This window comes from Streptomyces sp. CA-249302, from assembly GCF_050936785.1.
Taxonomy (GTDB): domain Bacteria; phylum Actinomycetota; class Actinomycetes; order Streptomycetales; family Streptomycetaceae; genus Streptomyces.
In genome coordinates, this window is the sequence record NZ_JBNJMG010000001.1 from 6,395,539 (window position 1) to 6,413,715 (window position 18,177).

General features: G+C 69.0%; 11 protein-coding genes. 8 read left to right on the forward strand and 3 right to left on the reverse strand.

Annotated features, from left to right (window positions below):
- Window positions 1-7 precede the first annotated feature (7 nt).
- On the reverse strand, window positions 8-4,414 hold the full coding sequence (locus ACQEWB_RS28965) for a ricin-type beta-trefoil lectin domain protein (protein WP_432836006.1): 4,407 nt from the start codon (window positions 4,412-4,414) through the stop codon (window positions 8-10).
- A gap of 301 nt (window positions 4,415-4,715) precedes the next feature.
- Between ACQEWB_RS28965 and ACQEWB_RS28970 the strand changes: the two genes are divergently transcribed.
- The 5 genes from ACQEWB_RS28970 to ACQEWB_RS28990 all read left to right on the forward strand — a co-directional run bounded on the left by ACQEWB_RS28970 (window position 4,716) and on the right by ACQEWB_RS28990 (window position 14,997).
- On the forward strand, window positions 4,716-12,521 hold the full coding sequence (locus ACQEWB_RS28970) for a ricin-type beta-trefoil lectin domain protein (RefSeq protein WP_432836008.1): 7,806 nt from the start codon (window positions 4,716-4,718) through the stop codon (window positions 12,519-12,521).
- A 32-nt stretch (window positions 12,522-12,553) separates the two neighbouring features.
- Window positions 12,554-12,928 (forward strand): hypothetical protein, encoded by a 375-nt coding sequence (locus ACQEWB_RS28975; protein ID WP_432836010.1) that lies wholly within the window; start codon window positions 12,554-12,556, stop codon window positions 12,926-12,928.
- Window positions 12,925-13,425, forward strand: coding sequence for a hypothetical protein (locus ACQEWB_RS28980; protein ID WP_432836012.1), 501 nt, complete (start codon window positions 12,925-12,927; stop codon window positions 13,423-13,425). The genes ACQEWB_RS28975 and ACQEWB_RS28980 overlap by 4 nt, the downstream gene beginning before the upstream one ends.
- Before the next feature lie 190 nt (window positions 13,426-13,615).
- Window positions 13,616-14,452, forward strand: coding sequence for a hypothetical protein (locus ACQEWB_RS28985; RefSeq protein ID WP_432836014.1), 837 nt, complete (start codon window positions 13,616-13,618; stop codon window positions 14,450-14,452).
- A gap of 170 nt (window positions 14,453-14,622) precedes the next feature.
- Window positions 14,623-14,997, forward strand: coding sequence for a hypothetical protein (locus ACQEWB_RS28990; RefSeq protein WP_432836016.1), 375 nt, complete (start codon window positions 14,623-14,625; stop codon window positions 14,995-14,997).
- 116 nt (window positions 14,998-15,113) lie between these two features.
- On the opposite strand, the gene ACQEWB_RS28995 is transcribed toward ACQEWB_RS28990, so the two are convergent.
- Window positions 15,114-15,329: a DUF397 domain-containing protein gene (locus tag ACQEWB_RS28995; protein ID WP_432836018.1), complete on the reverse strand. Its 216-nt coding sequence runs from the start codon at window positions 15,327-15,329 to the stop codon at window positions 15,114-15,116.
- Between the two features lie 8 nt (window positions 15,330-15,337).
- Complete coding sequence (locus tag ACQEWB_RS29000) at window positions 15,338-16,174, reverse strand: helix-turn-helix domain-containing protein (RefSeq protein WP_432836020.1); 837 nt, start codon at window positions 16,172-16,174, stop codon at window positions 15,338-15,340.
- A 199-nt stretch (window positions 16,175-16,373) separates the two neighbouring features.
- Between ACQEWB_RS29000 and ACQEWB_RS29005 the strand changes: the two genes are divergently transcribed.
- The 3 genes from ACQEWB_RS29005 (at window position 16,374) to ACQEWB_RS29015 (ending at window position 18,173) form a co-directional block, all read left to right on the forward strand.
- Window positions 16,374-16,790, forward strand: a complete 417-nt coding sequence (locus tag ACQEWB_RS29005; protein ID WP_432836023.1) for an ATP-binding protein — start codon at window positions 16,374-16,376, stop codon at window positions 16,788-16,790.
- 240 nt (window positions 16,791-17,030) lie between these two features.
- Window positions 17,031-17,726, forward strand: a complete 696-nt coding sequence (locus ACQEWB_RS29010; protein ID WP_432836025.1) for a hypothetical protein — start codon at window positions 17,031-17,033, stop codon at window positions 17,724-17,726.
- Complete coding sequence (locus tag ACQEWB_RS29015; protein ID WP_432836027.1) at window positions 17,727-18,173, forward strand: hypothetical protein; 447 nt, start codon at window positions 17,727-17,729, stop codon at window positions 18,171-18,173.
- The last annotated feature ends 4 nt before the right edge of the window (window positions 18,174-18,177 follow it).

Below are 18,177 nucleotides of genomic sequence, written 5' to 3' on the forward strand. Positions count from 1 at the left end.
TCGGGACCTAGTTGAGCTGGGTCACCGCCGCGCTGCCGCCGATCGCCGTGGCGTCCGCCGGTGGCAGGGCCGTCGGGTAGAGGCGGACGTCGCTCAGCCGGCCGTTGGCGTATTCGCCGTACGTGCCCTGGAAGAGGCGGCGGCCGAACTGGACGGGGCCCGCCGCGTTCCAGGCCGTGCCGGCGTAGGCCTTCGTGGCGGACAGGTGGCCGTTCACATACAGGAGCAGCTGGTCGGCGTCGGGGTCGTAGACGCCGACCAGGTGGGTCCACTTGCCCGCCACCGCCTTGGCGCCGTAGGCCGCGGTGAAGGCCGTGCTGGTGGTGTCGTCGTTGTGGCGGCCGAAGGCCCAGACACCGGCGCCGGAGGAGTAGTAGAGCTGGAAGCCGTTGGCCGCGCCGACGGTCGGGTCGTCCGACTGGGAGACGAACGTCGAGTTGGTGCCGGCGAGGGCGTTGAGCTTGACCCACGCCGAGACGGTGAAGCCGGCCGCGGTGTTCACGCCGGGGCCACCGGTGGCGGCGTAGGCGGTGCTGCCGTTGAGGTTCAGGGCGGAGCCGCGGTCGGGGTCGGTGGCGAAGGCGGCGTTGCCGGTGAGGGTGGCGGGGGCGTTGCCGGTCGGGTCGGCCGCGGTGGTGCCGGAGCTCTCGGCGAGGTTCCAGCGGTGCGTGGCCGTGTCGGTCACCGTGCCCAGTGAGACGGGGTCGGCGAAGGCGGCGGTGGTGCCGGACGGGGCGGCGCCCGGGAACTCGGTCAACTGGCCGCTGGTGTCGGTGGCGTACAGGTCGGGCCTGCCGTCGGGCCCGCCGGTGGCGCTGTTGACGTCGCCGGGGGAGGCGACCGTGGGGTAGTCGCGCTTGCGCAGGACGACGGAGAGGCCCGTGGCGGGGTGGGCGCTCCAGCCGGCGGTGGCGCCGCTCGTCCAGTTCTGGGCGGCGGAGTTGTTGCAGGTGTAGAGGCGGACCTGGGTGCCGTTCGTCGTGCTGGCGCCGGGGTTGTCCACGCACTTGCCGGACTGCGGGTTGACCAGGCTGCCGGAGCTGCCGGTGGTCCATTTCTGGGAGCCGCCGCCGTTGCAGCGGTAGAGCTGGAGCAGCGTGCCGTTGTCCGTGCCGCCGTCGGTGGCGTCGAGGCACTTGCCGAGGACGCGCACCGAGCCGTCGTCGTGCAGGGTCCACTGCTGGGACGCGCCGTTGTTGCAGGTGTAGATCTGGATCTTCGTGTGGTCGGCGGTGTGGGCGCCCGCGTCGTCCAGGCAGATCGTGCCGCCCGCGGACGTCTTGACCGCGGAGACGAGAGGCGAGTGGACCGGGGCGTGCAGCAGCTTGGGCAGCAGGGTGGAGCCGTCGACGTCGATCGGGAAGGTGTAGACGGCGCCCGAGGAGTCGTCGCGGGCCCAGAGGGTGGGGGTGCCGCCGGTGACCTTGCCGTTGTCGTCGCCGTCGACCGAGAAGGTGCCGCCGACCCGGCCGGGCGCGATCAGGGTCAGGCCCGACCAGTCGCCGTCGCCCAGCAGCAGCGGGTGGCCGAGGTGGTTGACGCCGTAAGTCTGGTACAGCCAGAGCTTGTTGTTCTCGACCGTGAGGACCGCGGGGTGGTCGGCGTTGCCGTACACGTCTCCGTCGACGACCAGCTGGGAGATGTCCCAGGCCTTCGCCGGGTCGTAGCCGGCGCCCGCGCAGCGGTCCGCCGGGACGGTGTCGGTGGCCTCGCAGGCGTCTTTGGTGACGACGTCGTAGCGGCGGCCGACGAAGCCAGGGTAGGCCGAGTAGGGCGTGCGCGGGAAGTCGCCGTCGTTCTTCGGGTCGAGGTCGTTCTTCACCACGTACAGCTGATCGCTCTTGGTGTTGTACGCGAACAGGTCGTCGTGGGTGTCGCCGTGCAGGTTGCCGCGGTGGGCGATCAGGTAGTCCTTCCAGGTGCCGGTGGGTGCGCCGGCGCTGGTGGAGACGATGACCGGGCCGGTGACCGCGGGCGGGTCGGCGTCGACGGGGCCGTTCTGCGCGGGTGCGGGGGTCTGGGCGGGGTCGCTGTCGCCGGGGAGCAACTCCAGGTCGCCGGTGCTGGTGGTGGCGAGCAGGTCGGGGCTGCCGTCGCCGGTCACGTCACCCGGGGCGATCTTCGTCTTCCGGTCCCAGGGGGCGGTGAAGGTGTAACTCGACGGGTTCTGCGAGATGTTGCCGGCCCGGTCGACCGCGGCGACGTAGAGGGTGTGCACGCCCCAGTCGGTGACCGGGATGGTCACCGTGCCGGAGGCGGTGGTGCCGCTGGTGGACGTCACCTTGGCGGGGGTGCCGGTGGTGGCGGTGGGCTGGCTGTCGAGCTGCCAGAGGAAGTGGTCGATGCCGCTGGCCTTGCAGCCGGCCGGGTCGCAGGTGTCGGCCGGGGCGTTGTCGGCCGCGGTGACGGCGAAGTCGGCGGTGACCTTGGGGCCCGCGGGGGTGTCGCCGGCGCCGCTGCCGACCGGCGGGAAGTGCGGGTTGTCGGCGACCGTCGGGGTTTGCGGCGGGGTGAAGTCGGTGTCGAACCAGCAGTGGTCGCTGATCGCCGACTTCAGCTTGATCGAGGAGTTGTCCTGGGCGTAGACGTCCCAGCCGTACTCGTGCCCGTCCTTGAGCGTGAAGCCGATCGGCGCGTCGGCGTCAGCTCCGGAGGCGACCATGCCGCTGTCCGGGCTGCCCTTGTCCACCGGGTCGCCGGCCGAGTCCAGGTCGGTGCGATCCCACACGTGGTAGTGCGCCTCGGCGTGCTCGCCGGAGATGTGCGTGGTGACGGTGGAGTGCAGCTGGATGTTGCTGCCCGCGTCGCTGTACGTCGTCGCGCCGATCCAGCCGATCGCGCCGCCGGTGACGCAGTCGCCGTCCGCGCCGGTCGGCTTGGGCGTGGTGCGGATCTTGGTGGGGACGTCCGGCGGGATGTCGAAGTTGGTGGTCAGGACGAGGACCTGGGACAGGCGCAGGTAGTCGAGGTTGGAGCTGCTCTTCGACTCGTTGCCGAACAGGCCGATCGTCCAGATGCCCTTGTTGCCGTCGGCGATCTTCTGGACCTGGTCGTCGACGCGGAAGGAGGCCGTGCTGTTGGAGCAGTTGCCGTTGCCGTTCGCCCCGCTCGGGACGGTGGTCTTCACGGCCGGGTAGCCGTTGTCGTCGAGGGTGTCCGGCTGGTGGTTCCAGTCGGTGTTCTCGTTGATGGTGCCGGTGGTGTGCAGGGTGATCGGCTGGTCGTGGGAGCAGTCGAGGCTGGCCGCGTATGTCGTGCTGACCTTCACCTCGGCCTTGATGACCTGCATGGACGGGTCGAGGCCGGTCGTGTTGACCGCGTAGTACGACCGCTCCAGGCCGACCCCGCAGGCGCCGCCCCACTGCTGGTAGCCGACGCCTTCGCCGTTGGTCTGCGGCTTGTTGTACTGCGGGGCGTCGTCACAGGTCGAGCTGGAGTACACCTCGTCGAAGGCGCCGGACTTGCTGGGCACCGGGTTCTCGAAGGGGTCGATGTAGACCGGGTAGCGCGTGCCGGGGTCGTCGAGCACCGAGGTGTCGGGCGCGAGGGTGATGGCGCCGGGGGTGGTGGTCATCGGGACCTGGTCGACCTGGGCGCCGGGGCCGGGGCCGGCCGCGGAGGAGGACGTGTCCGCCGGTGCCGTGTCGGAGGCCGCGTGCACGAACGCGGCGGGCCTGACACCCGCTGCCGTGGCCGCCGTACTCGAATCCCACATCAACGGCGGGGGACTCGTGTACGACACCGAGCCGTCGGGTCCCTCGGCCGTCATGCCGCCCGCCGAAGTGGCCGCCAGATCAAGGCCGTCGGTGTCGGTGGCCACCGCCAGCTTCCGCACCCGCGGGTCGGCCGCGGCCTTCGCGTCGTGCACGATCAGCACATCGCTGAAGCCGCCCTGGTCGGTCACCGTCACCGACAGGTCGACGCCGGGCAGTACGGCGGCGTAGAGCGCCGTGTCCCCGCTGACCTGCGGCTTCGGGAGTGCGAACGGCATGGTCAGGCTCATGCTGTGCCCGGCCGGGTCGGTCAGCGTGGCCAGCGGCCCGCTGCCGCCGCCGGACAGGCGGACGCCGCTGGGGGTGGCCCTGGGGGAGTACGTTCCGTCGGTGCCCGCGACCAGCGTGCCGTCCACCGGCACCCAGTCGCCGTCCTGCCGCACCCGCACCGGCAGCACCGACGAGGTCGTGGTGAAGGAGCCGTCCGCCTCCGCGGTCACGGTGTCGGTCTCGCTGGTCAGCGCGTCGACCGGGACGGCCGTACCGTCGCCGACCGCCTTCGCCTGGGCGGCGAGCAACGGGTCCGCGGTGTCGGCGGGTTCGTCGGCGGCGGCCGCGCCGGCCGGCACGGCGAGTGCGGTCAGCAGCAGCGCGGCGAGCGCGGAAAACACCGCCGGTCTGCGGGCGGATGACGGCAGCACGGAACAACTCCTTCGCACGACGGACAGGGCAGACACGAGATCTGCGACCATCCGCCGCCCGAAGAGCCTGCTGGACGTCGGTCAGTGCGTTCAGCAATGGCAAACGGCGGTGATGTTCGCTCCCCCGGCACAGAACGTACACAGGAAATGCCAAAAGCAATCACTGAGTTGTCATGGCATTGGCAAAGAGTCTTGAGGTTCGTTCAACGACCTTCCTAGCCTCCGAAGCTGGATCACGCCGACCACGTGACCTTTCAGTCAACGGACAGCCAAGTCCGTTTCATACGGGGGTACATCTCACGTGGGTGTGCGAAGAACGCTGACGCTTGTCTCCGCCCTGCTCGCGGCGATGGCGCTGCTGGTGACCGGTGCCGTCGCGCAGAACGGTGTCGGGCCGTACGTGTTCCACGGCGACATCTGGAAGCCGAAGCCGCTACCGGAGACCCCGGCGGTGGGCGATCACGACCTGAGCCGCCCGCAGACCCTTCGCCCCCGTGGCTACCGTCCCCTGACCCGCTACACGGCGGCCGAACCCGCCTGGCCGCACGCCGGTTCACGCACGGTCGACGTCAACCGCAAGCCGGTGAAGGCGGGTTCGCTGCCGGTCTGGCTGGCCTCGTCGGGCAAGGCCTCCAAGGTGCGCGTCCAACTTGCCTCCCGCACACAGGCGTTGAAGGCGGGCGCCGACACCGGTCTCCTGGTCGGGATGACCGGATCCCGTACCGGCAAGGTCCAGGTCGTCGTCGACTACTCCTCCGTCGCCAAGGCCTACGGCGGCGGTTACGGCTCCCGTCTCACCCTCACCCGCCTTCCCGCCTGCGCCCTGACGACGCCGGAGCGCGCCGACTGCCGTACCCGCACGCCCCTGAAGACCGTCAACCGAGCCACCGCCAACCAGCTCACCGCCACGACCACCGCGGGTTCGGCGATCGCCGTGACCTCCGGGAGCCGAGGCTCGCAGGGCGACTACTCGGCCACCTCGCTGACTCCGGAGGGGAGTTGGCAGGCCACCGGCACCGGTGCTTACACCTACTCGTACCCGATCGAGATGCCGGCGGGCGTCGGGGACACCGGCCCCTCGGTGGCGCTGTCGTACGACTCGCAGTCGGTGGACGGCGAGACCTCGGCCCGTAACTCGCAGGCGTCCTGGATCGGTGACGGCTGGAGCTACCAGCCGGGCTTCGTGGAGCGGCAGTACCGCTCCTGCGGCTCGCTCCTCGACTCCGACGGCAAGAAGATCGTCAAGGGCTCGGGCGACCAGTGCTGGGGCGGCGCCAACGCGACCGTCTCCTTCGGCTCGCACTCCGGTGTGCTGGTGCCGACCACGTCCTCCGGACTCCCGGGAGAGATAAGGGAGTTCAAGCTCCAGGGCGACGACGGCACGGTCGTGCAGGAGATGTCCGGAGCCGCCAACGGCCTGTACGACGGCACCTACTTCCGGGTCCTGACCACCGACGGCAGCGCCGCCTACTTCGGCGCCGACCACGCGCCGTCCGGCCCCGGCACCAAGGGCTCGGTCTCCGGTGACTCCGACGACTCCACGCACTCCGCGTGGGGCGTCCCGGTGCTGCACCCGCGCTCCTCCGACCCGTGCCACAGCGACGCCGACGGCAGGAAGTCCCGCTGCGACAAGCCCGAGGGCTGGCGCTGGAACCTGGACTTCGTCGTCTCGCCGAGCGGTTTCGTGCAGCGCTACGACTACGCGACCGAGACCGGGTACTACGACCTCGGCGGTGGCACGGCCGCGGCCACCGACGACAAGGACGACACGGGCACCCTCACCTCGTACACCCGCGGCGGCACGCTCACCTCGATCTCGTACGGCTACACGCTCGACGACGAGCAGGCGGGCCGCACCCCGTCCGCGCAGGTCGATTTCGCGTCGAAGCAGCGCTGCCAGACGACGTCCTCCTTCACCGACTGCTCGGCGGGCAATCTCGACGACAACACCGCCCCGCACTGGCCTGACGTCCCCTGGGATCTGCACTGCGACTCGACCGACAAGGTCAAGCTGCCGGACGACGCGACCAAGGTGCCGACCGACGTCTGCGTCACCTCGGCGCCGACCTTCTGGTCCACCACCCGGCTGGACACCATCACGACGAAGGTGCACGTCAAGGACGGTGACACCGACAAGCTGGTCCCGGTCGACTCCTACGACCTCGGGCAGGTGTACTCCGACGCGGGCGGCTCGGTCGACCCGGTCACCGGCACCACCGTCGACCCGAAGGACGCCGGCTCGCTCCAGGCCGTGATGTGGCTCCAGTCCATCCGGCACACCGGCCACGACACCTACGCGGGCGGCGACAAGGACATCGCCCTCAACCAGGTCTCCTTCACCGGTACCGAGATCGACAACCGGGTCGACGACGACTCGCCGTCCGCGCCGCCGCTGTACCGGCCGCGGATCTCCAACGTGCAGACGGAGACCGGCGAGTCGATCACCGTCGAGTACGACCAGAACCCGTGCGCGGGCAAGTCGCTCGACATCAAGTCGGCCGACTCCAACACCAACTCCTGCTATCCCGTGTACTGGACGGTGCCCGGCGCCTCCAAGCCGATCGCTGACTGGTTCAACAAGACCACCGTCCACAGCGTCACCGCCGCCGACCTGACCGTCGCCGCCCAGTACAACCCGGACGCCTCCAAGATCCCGGCCGGCTCCGAGGCGCACGTCTTCACCTACGCCTACTCGGGCGCCGCCTGGCACCGGGACGACTCCGACCTGACCGACGACCAGTACCGCACCTGGGACCAGTTCCGCGGCTTCCGCAACGTCACCGTGCGCACCGGCAAGGCGCCCGAGCCGGTCACCCAGCAGACGACCACCTACCTCCAGGGCATGGACGGCGACTACAGGGCCGACGGCTCCCGCCGCTCGGTCAGCGTGGACGCCACCGTCGGCGGCAAGACCGTCGAGACGGTCACCGACGCCGACCAACTCGCGGGCACGGCACTGCAGTCGGACACCTACACCGCGTCCGGCGGCAAGGTGAACGCCTCCACCGTCAACGGCCCCTTCGACTTCACCACCACCGCGCACAAGGACCGCACCTCCTGGACGGCCTGGACCCAGGAGGACAACCCGGGCGAGACCAAGCCGTCCGCGGCCACCCTGCCCGACCTCACGGCGCGCCGGATCAAGTCCGCCCAGACCAACGGCTACTCCCTGCTGGCGGACGGCAGTTGGCGGCACACCCGCAGCGACACCGCCTACGACGACCAGGGCCGCGTCCAGTCGGTCGACTCGCACGGGGACGTCTCGGTGGCCGCGCAGGAGAAGTGCGCCACGACCGACTACGCGACCCCGTCGTCCTCCGCCGGCAACACCATGCTGCTCGCCTACCCGGACCGCGTCACCACGGTCTCCGGCCCCTGCGGCACCAAGCCCGGCACCGACACCCTGCTCTCCGACAAGAAGATCTACTACGACGGTGACGGCTCCGTCACCGCCCTCGGCACCTACGGCACGGTCACCCACCCGCGCGTCACCGGTACCCAGACCGGCGCCGGCTTCGCCGCCGACGGCACCGAGAACTGGCGTACCACCAGCGGTATTTCCTACGACACCGCCGGCCGCGTCACCGACGCGCTCGACGCCGTGGGCAACCTCACGCACACCGACTACTCGCCCAAGTGGTCGAGTTCGGGCGGCAACACCAACCCGACCAGGATCACGTCCGTCCAGCACGGGACCTGGAAGGTCACCTCCACGCTCGACCCGCTGCGCGGCCTGCCGTTGGAGAACGTCGACGTCAACAACCGCGTCACCGACATCACTTACGACGCGCTCGGCCGCCGTACCGCCGTCTGGCTGCCCGGCCGCGACAAGGCGACGCAGAGCGCGGACATGACGTTCGCCTACGCGGTGAACCCCGGCGCGGTGCCGGCCCCCGGCGGCACGATCACGCAGCCCGGCGACCCGTCCTCGGTCACCACGCGCACCCTGCGCGAGGACGGCACGTACTCGACCTCGATCAGCATCTACGACGGGATGCTCCAGCCCCGCCAGGTCCAGACGACCGCCGACGGTGACTCGGACTCCGGCCGGATCATCTCCGACTCGTTCTACGACTCCCACGGCTGGCCCAGCGCCTCGTACGCCGCGTACTCGGAGCCGGACCACGCCCCCTCGGCCACCCTCTACGCGGCCAACGAGAACGAGATCCCCGCCGAGACCACCACCACGTACGACGGCCAGGGCCGCGCCACCACGAGCACCCTGTGGCACCAGGCCGTCAAGCAGTGGAGCACCTCCACCGCCTACCCCGGCGCCGACGAGACCGACTCCACCCCGCCGGCCGGCGGCTCCTCGACCGCCGCGTACACCAACGCACTCGGCCAGACCGTGAAGTCGGTGGTGAAGAACACCGGCGCCACGGTCACCCTCAAGGGCGGCAGCATCATCCCGTCCGGCACCTCGCTGGCCTCCGCCAGTGTGCGCCTGACCATGCAGGCCGACGGCAACCTGGTGCTGACCGGGCTGGCGGGCGGCAAGACCCTCTGGTCCAGCGGCACGAGCGGAAACGCGGGCGCCTACGCCCAGTTCGGCACCGACGGCAACCTCGCCGTGTACACCGCCGCCGGCACCTCCAAGTGGACGACCGGCCTGACCGCGACCACCGGTGCGACCTTGCGGGTGGGCAACGACTCGACGCTCGCCGTCGTCGGCAGCGACGGAAGTACGGCGTTGTGGAAGCAGGGCACCGCGGGCGCGGTCCCGGCCGCCGACGCCACCACCCGCTACACGTACACGCCCGCCGGGCAACTGGACTCGGTCGCCGACAGCGCCGGAAACACCTGGTCGTACAAGTACGACCTGCTCGGCGAGAAGACCTCCCAGACCGACCCCAACACCGGCACCACGACCTTCGACAAGTACGACGTCCTCGGCAACCTCCTCCAGACCACCGACCCGCGCGGCCAGGTCCTCTCCTACACCTACGACTGGGACAACCGCGTCACCGCCGAGTACGCGGCCCCCTGGTCGGCCACGCCCGACCCGGCCAAGCAGCAGTTCGCGAAGGTGTACGACACCCTCGCCAAGGGCTACCCGACCTCCTCGACGCGTTACGTCGGCGGCGCGAACGGCAGCGCGTACACCGAGGCCGTCACCGGCTACAACACGGCCTACCAGCCGCTGGGTTCGACGCTGACGATCCCCGCCGCCGACGGCTTCCCGGGCAAGGCGGGCACCGACAGCGGCACGGTCACCTACACCCTGTCCTCGACCTACACCCCGAACACCGGCCTGCTCGCGACCACCGAGTACCAGGCAGACGGCGGCCTCCCCACCGAGCGCGTCGGCTACGGCTACACGCTCCAGGGCGCCCTGGACGGCTTCGGCGGCTACATCAACGCCGCCAACACGCCCTCCTACCTGGACGGCACGGTCCACGACCCCTTCGGCCGGGTGCTCCAGGCCAACTACGGGCCGACGGGCAAGGAGTTGGCGACCTTCGCGCAGTATGACGCGACGACCGGCCGCACCACGCAGACCAGCAGCATGACGCAGACGTCGACCACCGCCCTGGACATCGTCAACTACCGCTACAACCAAGCGGGTGAGCTGACCGCCACCGACGACCTCCAGGACAACACCACCCACGACACGCAGTGCTTCGCCTACGACTCCTTCCAGCGGCTGACCGCCGCCTGGACGGACACCGCGGGCATCACCGGCTCCGGCACCGCGCCGGTGGGCGCGGTCGGCGGCTGCACCACGGCGTCCGTGCAGACCAGCGCCGCCCCGGTGAAGACGAAGACGGTCGGCGGCCCGGCGCCGTACTGGCAGACGTACACCTACGACCTGCTCGGCGACCGCACGGGTCTCGTCGACCACGACCCGACCGGCAACGCGGCGGCCGACACGACGCAGTCGACGTCGTACCCGGGCACGGACGGTACGGCGTCCATCTCGCACCCCGATCAGGCGGGCGCGACGACGATCAGCAACCCGGGCACGGGTACGGCGACGCAGACCCCGTCGTACACGGACACGGCCGGCAAGAACGCGGGCAACACGCTGAGCCGCGCGACGAAGACGACAGGCCCGGTCGCGACCGCCTTCACCCTCTCCGGCGGCGGCAAGCTGTGCGTCGAGGAGACCGGGTCGGGCGCCAAGGTCGAGGTGAATGCCTGTAGTTCGTCCTCCGCCGCCCAGAAGTGGGCGATCGGCACCGACGGCACGGTCAAGGCGGGCGGCTTCTGTCTGGACACCGCGGGCAACGCGACCACGTCCGGCACCGGCGTGGTGGCCGACACCTGCTCCACCGACGCCACCCAGAAGTGGCGCGTCACCTCGACCGGCACGCTCGTCAACGCGGCCAAGAGCACCCTGTGCCTGACCGACCCGAGCGCCAGCGCCACCAAGGGCACCCAGCTGACGGCCACGACCTGCGGCGGCAAGGGACAGACCTGGTCGACGATCACGGCGGGCGCGCTGCCGGTCGGCCAGACACAGACGCTCACGTACGACGCGGAGGGCCGCACGGCGAGTGTCTCCACCCCCTCCGGTACGACGGCTCGCACCAGCAAGTACCTGTACGACGCCGACGGCAACCTGCTGGAACAGACGGCGTCGGTGGGCGGCACGGACAAGACGCGGGTGCTGTATCTCTTCGGCGGAGCCGAGCAGTTGACGCTGGACGTGACGGCGAAGACGTGCACGGCGCTGCGGTACTACTCGGGGCCGGACGGGACGCGGGTGACGCGGTCGAGCTCGGGGGATGTGTTCTACCAGGTCGCCAACGCCCAAGGTACGGCGACGACTTCGGTCGCCGCGGACGATCTCGCCGTAACCCGCCGGTACTACGACCCGTACGGGAACCCGCGGGGCGCGAAGCCGTCGACGTGGGGGTCGGCGGACGAGAACCACGGGTTCCTGGGGAAGCCGGCGGACTCGGTGACGGGGCTGGACCTGCTGGGGGCGCGGAACTACGACGCGACCCTGGGCCGATTCCTCACCCCCGACCCGCTGTTCCAGGCGGGCGATCCGAACCAGATGGGCGGGTACACGTACGCGGCGGACAATCCGGCGAGCGGGTCGGATCCGACGGGGTTCGACGACTGGTACAACTACCCCGATCAGAACCCGTGCGTGATCGACTGCAACTCGCCGACGCCGTCCCCGTCCCCCGCGCCTGCTCCCACAGGTACGTCGAGCGGTAGCAGCAGTTCTCCGTCGTCCACCGTCCCGGCGGCACAGGAACTGCCGCACGCCAACCCCAACGAGAAGATCGACCCGCACGGCTTCACGGCGGTGCTGGACGCGGTCCTCATGGCGCCGTACGACTTCGCCAACTGCACGTTCTGGCTGTCCGGCAGCTCCGGTCACCAGGAATCCTGCGACGCGGCCGGCGGTATCTACTCCGGCGGCGCCGGGGGTGGCGGCGTCGGCGGTGCCGTGGAAGGCGGCGTCGAGGGCGACGTGGCGGGCTCCCTCGAAGGCGCCGGCGTGCGGGCCGCCGAGGGGGACGCGGCGGCGGCTGCCGGGGCGGGGGCGAAGGCGGTCGACGAGGCGGCGGCCGACATGGCTGACCTCGTGGCTATTAAGCGGGCGAACGCGCAGGCGCGTTCCGAAGAAGCCGAGGCAGTGTCGGCCGAGCCGAGTAAGCCGGAGACCGGTGCGTCGGGCACGGCGGAATTGGGTGCGAAGGGGGCGCCGAAGCAGGAGTCGAAGTTCTTCGCGCCGGAAGACAAGCTGAACAAGATGGTTCCCAAGACCAAGAAGGTGCCTGGATACCACGACGTGTGGATTCACGGTTCACCCAATGGCGTGTCTCCCAGCATGGAAGACGCGGAGACCGGTGGCGCGAGTTTGGTGGATCACCGGATCTTCGCTCAAATGCTGGCGCACGACCCGGACTACACGGGCGGTCCCATCCGGCTTTGCTCGTGTCAGACCGGTGCTCCCACGGGAAGCTTCGCTCAGGACCTGGCCAACAAGCTTGGCGTCGAAGTCATGGCGCCGAACGGTTATCTGTGGGTGTGGACGAACGGGAGAATGACCGTCGGCAAGCCCGGAGCACTTCTGGAGAAGAGGGTGTACACGGGGGGCAGGTGGTTGACCTTCCAGCCGGGTGGTCCTGGCGTGGGCGGCGAGTGAGCGCGAGAAGGGAACGGTTGGTGTTGAGGCGTGTGGGATTCTATGAAAAGGCTGAGGAGATCCTGGCTCTGAAAAGCTCTACCGCGGTGTCCGACGAGCACGCGATCCTTCTCTACCTGGAGGCCGGTGAGCCTCTCGTCGCCACGGGGTCCTGGGTCGATGATCTGCTCGATCCGGACATCACCCGGGTCTGTCAGTATTCGATCCGAACCGATGGCGTGTGGGTTTGGCCGAGCACTCTCCCTTACTACCTGGCCAAGCACCACATTCGGCTTCCGGACGATTTCCTGCGGCATATGAGTGCTTTGGGCTGGGCGGCACCGATGCTGGATGAGGACACGATGGACACGGTCGTGGACCAGTTCATGCTGGAGGAGTCCGTGGACCCGGAGGATCCGAGTTGGTGAAGAGCGGAGTGCGTCTGATTGATGTGGAGATCGGCCGGCACGACTGGTCGGCGCTTGAGTGTGGATGCGGGAAGGCGGCCGCACATCTGGCCGACGACCTGCTGCGGCTGGCTGCGGCGCAGTCCAGTCACGAGGCACGGGCGCTGCACATCGACGATCACGCGTTGATCCAGTCGTTTCCGCAGGAGCCGGCGGTCCCCGTCACCTCCGTGCTCATGGCGGCTCTGGCCGGTGACCTTTCCGACGGGGCCAGGCTCGTCTGCCTGGACCTGCTCGGCCGACTGGTCGACACCGACGACGAGGACTCGGCGCAGGCGTGCCAGGAGATCGCGCGCCAGGGGCTTTGGTTGCTGTACCGGGACCTGTGGTCGGGCATCTCGCGCGGTGCCACCGACTGCGCGTACTACGTCCTGCGGGTGATCGAAACGGACGAGGAGCGGCTGCACGCCTTCAAGGACTCGGGGCAGTTCGAGTTGTGTGAAGACCTTGCCGACTGACGGCACGGAGACGGCCGAGGTTCGGACTCCGTGGAGGTGCCTCGGGGTGATCGACGAGGACACGATCGTGCGGCCACGCTGGACGGAACGATGGAGGCACTTGTGGACCAGCTGATGCCGGAGGAGTCCGTGGACCCGAAGGATCCGGGTACTCGCAGAGCAACTGCAGAGTGTCGGTCCAGGTGACGCCGTGACGGGTCATCCGGGATTCGGCGAGCTTCTGGCCCGGCTTTTGAATCACCGACGGAAGGATGTCGCGTGGCTGTTCTCGACGTCCGGTGTTCCGGAGACCGAACTCCGGGCAGTGGTATCGGGCACGCCCCCACGGGCTTTTCAGCTCGACGCTCTTGCCTCCGCGCTCGGCTTGCATGCCGCCGATCTCCACGTGATCGCCGACGCCCCGGCGCCGGAACCGCTCACACCCCGGGACCCGGCCGCCGGGGCCGAGGTCGTGCAGCTTGTCCAGGTCTCAATGGCACTGCCGTCGCATCAGAGAGCCAACGTCCAACGGCTCGTCGATGAACAGCCACCGGAACGCGAGGAACACCCGTGCGCCAGTCCGCTGTCCTACGACCAACACGCGGCGGGTTTCGGCGCGATGCTCGCCAACCTGCTGTGCGCCAACCGGAATCTGCACTCGGTGACTGCGGCGGCCAAGATCCTGGCTCTGCTGACCGAAGGACGCGTGTACAGGTCCGCCGCCACGATCAGCGGCATCGGAAGAGGTCGGGTTCCGTTGACCCCGGATTTGGTGGCAGGCTTCGCAACTGCTCTCGGCATCCCGGTGGGAGTGCTCGCCACCATCACGGGGGTGGAACTCCGGGACGTGCCGCGGCCAGGCGATGAACTCGCTGCTGAAATGGCGGGGTTGCTGTGGAACTGCCGACGTCTCACGACGACTCAGGTGGAACGCGTGCGCGATGCAGCGGAGTCGATGCTTGTGCCGGTGCCTGACGACGCCCCTTCCGAGGATTGGAACCGCGTCCGCCATCACCACGGGCGATGGTGGGGAGCGCCGAGGCGGTGAATGGCTGTCATGCGCTCGTCGAACTAACCGACGAACCCGGAGGCGTGGCATGACCGTCAGGCCGTCGTTGATCCAGGCCGAGCGTGTGGGCTGGGCTTCCCTGCGCTGTGGATGCGGCAGGACGGGCGCGCACATTCGCCGCTCTGCTCTCGGCCGGGACGCCGCAGGAGATGGCAGCCGCGTCCCTGGAGGGACACGTTTACGTTCAGTCCCTCCTCTTCGAGGTTGCGGTGCCGGTGACGTCCATGATCGTGGCGGCGCTGGGCGAGGGGACATCCGTAGCGGTGCGTGTCCGACTGCTCGATGAGCTGATCTCGTGCATCGGAGGTGAATCCCACTGGACCGAGGTCGAGGCGGGCGCGCCCGAGATCGACTGCCAGATCGCGGCTCGCGAGGGCATCCGGACGCTTTACCAGGACTACGCGACCGGCCGCGCGTCCATGGCTCGGATAATTCTCGACGCGGTGGATCCCGACCGTGAGCGGTTCGAGTACTTCGACGCCAAGCTGATCGACCGGGTCAGGAAGCGGGCCAAGCGTCGCTGAACCGCATCGACAGGTGGCTGAGAGTACGAGGGGAACCTTGGTGCTCAGGCGAGTGGGGTTCTCTCAGGCGGCCGAGACGATCCTTGGTTGGTGACGGCATGGGGTAACGAGCTGGATCAGTCGCGCAACCTTGCGAAGTCGGTCACGGTGGAGTGAGTCAGGGCTTCGGCGAAGGCGGCGAAGGTTCGGCTTGGGAAGGTGAGTACTGCTCTGGCCGGGGCCTTTGTGTCACGGACGGCAACGTGGGTGGGGGAGTTGGCTATCTCCACGCAGGCATTGCCGTCGCCCTCGCCGGAGTAGGACGACTTCCGCCAGTTGTGCGGGGTGCTCATGGGGTGCCTCACAGCTCCTTCGCCAACTTGTGGATGAAGTCGCGAGATCGTTCGGGGTCGAGTGATACAGCCTCCACTTTACGGAAGCGCGTTCGACAGGCGTTGAGCTGAGCCTCGGAGTCGATGAAGACCGAGCCATGAGGCGCGTCACGGAGGACTGTGTCCAACTTGGGCAGAGGGCCGCCCACGTATGTCATGGTGCTGGAGGCTCTTGAGAAGCCGTTCAGGTCGAAGGGGATGACACGCAGGGTGACGTGATCCGCTTCGGAAAACTCGACGAGGCGTGTGAGTTGGGCCTGTGAAGCGGCGCGGTCGCTGACCCTGATGCGCAGCGCTGCCTCGTGGATCACCGCGTCGTACGGGACGGTGGCCTCCTGGCGCCGCATTCGGTGCCGTACGCGCAACTCAAGCTCTTCGCCGGTGAGTTCGGGCACCCTGCCGGAGAAGAGGGCGCGGGCATAGTCCTCGGTCTGCAGCAGGCCCGGCACGAACAGGATCGCCACCTCGTTCTGGAACGTCGCGTGGTGCTCCAGTTCGGCGAGATCCAGGAATGGCGTGGGCAACAGCCAGCGATACTCCTCCCACCAGCCGCGCGTCCGGTCGGTGGCCATCGCCGCCAAGGCGTCGACGAACTCCTGGTCCGTGCAGTCGTAGTGGGAGGCGAGTCGGCGCAGTCGCTCTTCGCTGACCCCCGAGATGCCGGACTCGATCTGGCTGATCTGCACGGAGTTGACGCCGAGCATCGTTGCGGCCTCGCGGGCGCTGAAGCCTGCCGCCTCGCGGAGTCTTCGTAGTTCGACAGCCAGACGCTTCTGCCGTGCGGTTGGCTCGCGCCTGGTTCCCATCGGTGCTCCTCGTCCAACGCGCCTGCCAGAGCGACTCGTTCAGGGGCAGTTTACGGGATTGGGTTGCTGGGTCATAAAACAAAGGTCTACCGTCTGTAACATAAAGCGAACGATGCGGAAGCGCACCGCCCCGTCCTGCCGCGACGGCCGCGGCACTGCCACCGCGCCCAACCTCCCACCTCTGGAACGGAGTTGTCGCATGCCCGAAAGTGATGCCAAACCCTGGGAGTACAGCCTTCACATCCCCAACGACCCGCGAGCCGTCCCCATCAGCCGCCGCACCCTCCGTCTGATCCTCACCATGCACGGCCTCATCCGCCTGGTCGATGTCGCCGAGCTGCTCGCGACCGAGCTGGTTTCCAACGCCGTACGCCACACCGAGGGCCCCGCTGCCCTGCGCGTTCGCTGGTCGGTCGGCGTGCTGCGCATCGGGGCCTGGGACGCCGATCCCGAACCGCCCGAGCCGCCAGGGGAGTTGGGGCGGCTCGCTGATGCGGAGGAAGGGCGGGGGCTGGCTCTGGTGCGGGCCTGTGCCGATGTGTGGGGCTGGCAGCCGTTGTCCCGGCACGGGAATCGGGGCAAGTACGTGTGGTTCGAGCTGGCGTCGGCGGCGTGAACGTTTCCCCGCCGCTCGAAAGGGTGAACGCATCCCGATCGCCCGGACAAACCATCCTTTGATCAACCTAGGTTTCGCACATGGTCACATCAGCTCACGAGGGCATGCACCGCATCTTTCAGGAGCGGCCCGAGATCCTGGCTCCCGTGTTCGGGGTGCTGGGCGTTCCGTTCGCCGCGAAGGCGACCGTGGACGCCGTCACCACGGACGTGACGGGAGGCCCGGCCGCTGGAACGTCGCGTGGACACGGTGCTGCGCATCGGCCCGTCCGACGGCGAGAGCTTTCTGCTCGCTGTCGAGGCGCAGTCGGGCAAGGTTGAAGGCAAAGAGTGGAGTTGGGCGTATTACATCGGGTACCTCCAGGCGAAGTACAAGCTGCCCGTACTGCTTCTCGTCGTCTGTCAGGACAGGGCCACTGCCAAGTGGGCGGCCGGTCCCTTCGACTGCGGCACGCGCGGCTGGACGGCTCTGCGGACATATCCGCTGGTTGCCGGGCCGGACAACCTGCCGGTGATCACCGACGCCCGGACCGCGGCGAAGAACCTCCCGCTGGCAGTGCTCTCCGCCCTGGCACACGCCCGTAGCCGCGACGGCGACGCCATATTCGACTTCCTCGAAGTCACCCTGGGCAAGACTCCAGCCGGAGAGAAATGGAAGGCAATCATGTCGACCTTCGTCAGCTACTTCCCCGGTCGGGGGACGGTCCGTGAGACGGCCTACCTGGAGGGCAAGGCCGAAGAATGCGCCTCGATGATCCTCCGTGCGTTGGAGAAGCGCGGCATCGCCGTCCCCGAGTACACGCGGGAGCGTGTCACCTCGTGCACCGATCTCGACATCCTCACTGCCTGGTTCGACCGTTCCCTGACGGCCGCGACGGCCGAGGACCTGTTCGCCGAGGACCCGGGGCTTCCGGGTGCCGGTTCTGGAGAGGCCTGAGTGCTGGCCGCTCAGCAAGAGGGGCAGCAGGACGACTCGCCGGAGTTGTTCAACCTCCTCCGGTTCGCTGCCGCCTGCCTCGCGCTGGGCATTTTCCCGGACGAGGTGGACGAAGCGGCTCAGGGTTACTTGTCAGGGCTGCACGACCTCAGACGGCAGGGGGTTCTTCGCCTTGAGGACCTGACTCAGGTGTACTCAAGAGATCCAGAGCATGTCGAGCGCTGGGCCGCCGGCTTTGCCGCGGGGTATCTCTCGGCGTGGGCCATGGCGGTGCTGCGTGTCCTGGACAGGCGCGATGTCGTCGTCGACAACCACGTTCTCCGGGCTCTCGACCTGTGCCCCGACGCGGATCTGCTCACCCGCTTCCTGGACCGGGCCGTCACCGCGGCGCGCAAGTCCGATCCGGTCGTCGGGGAGGCGGGCCGCGGGGCCCCAGGCGGATCGTAGAGTG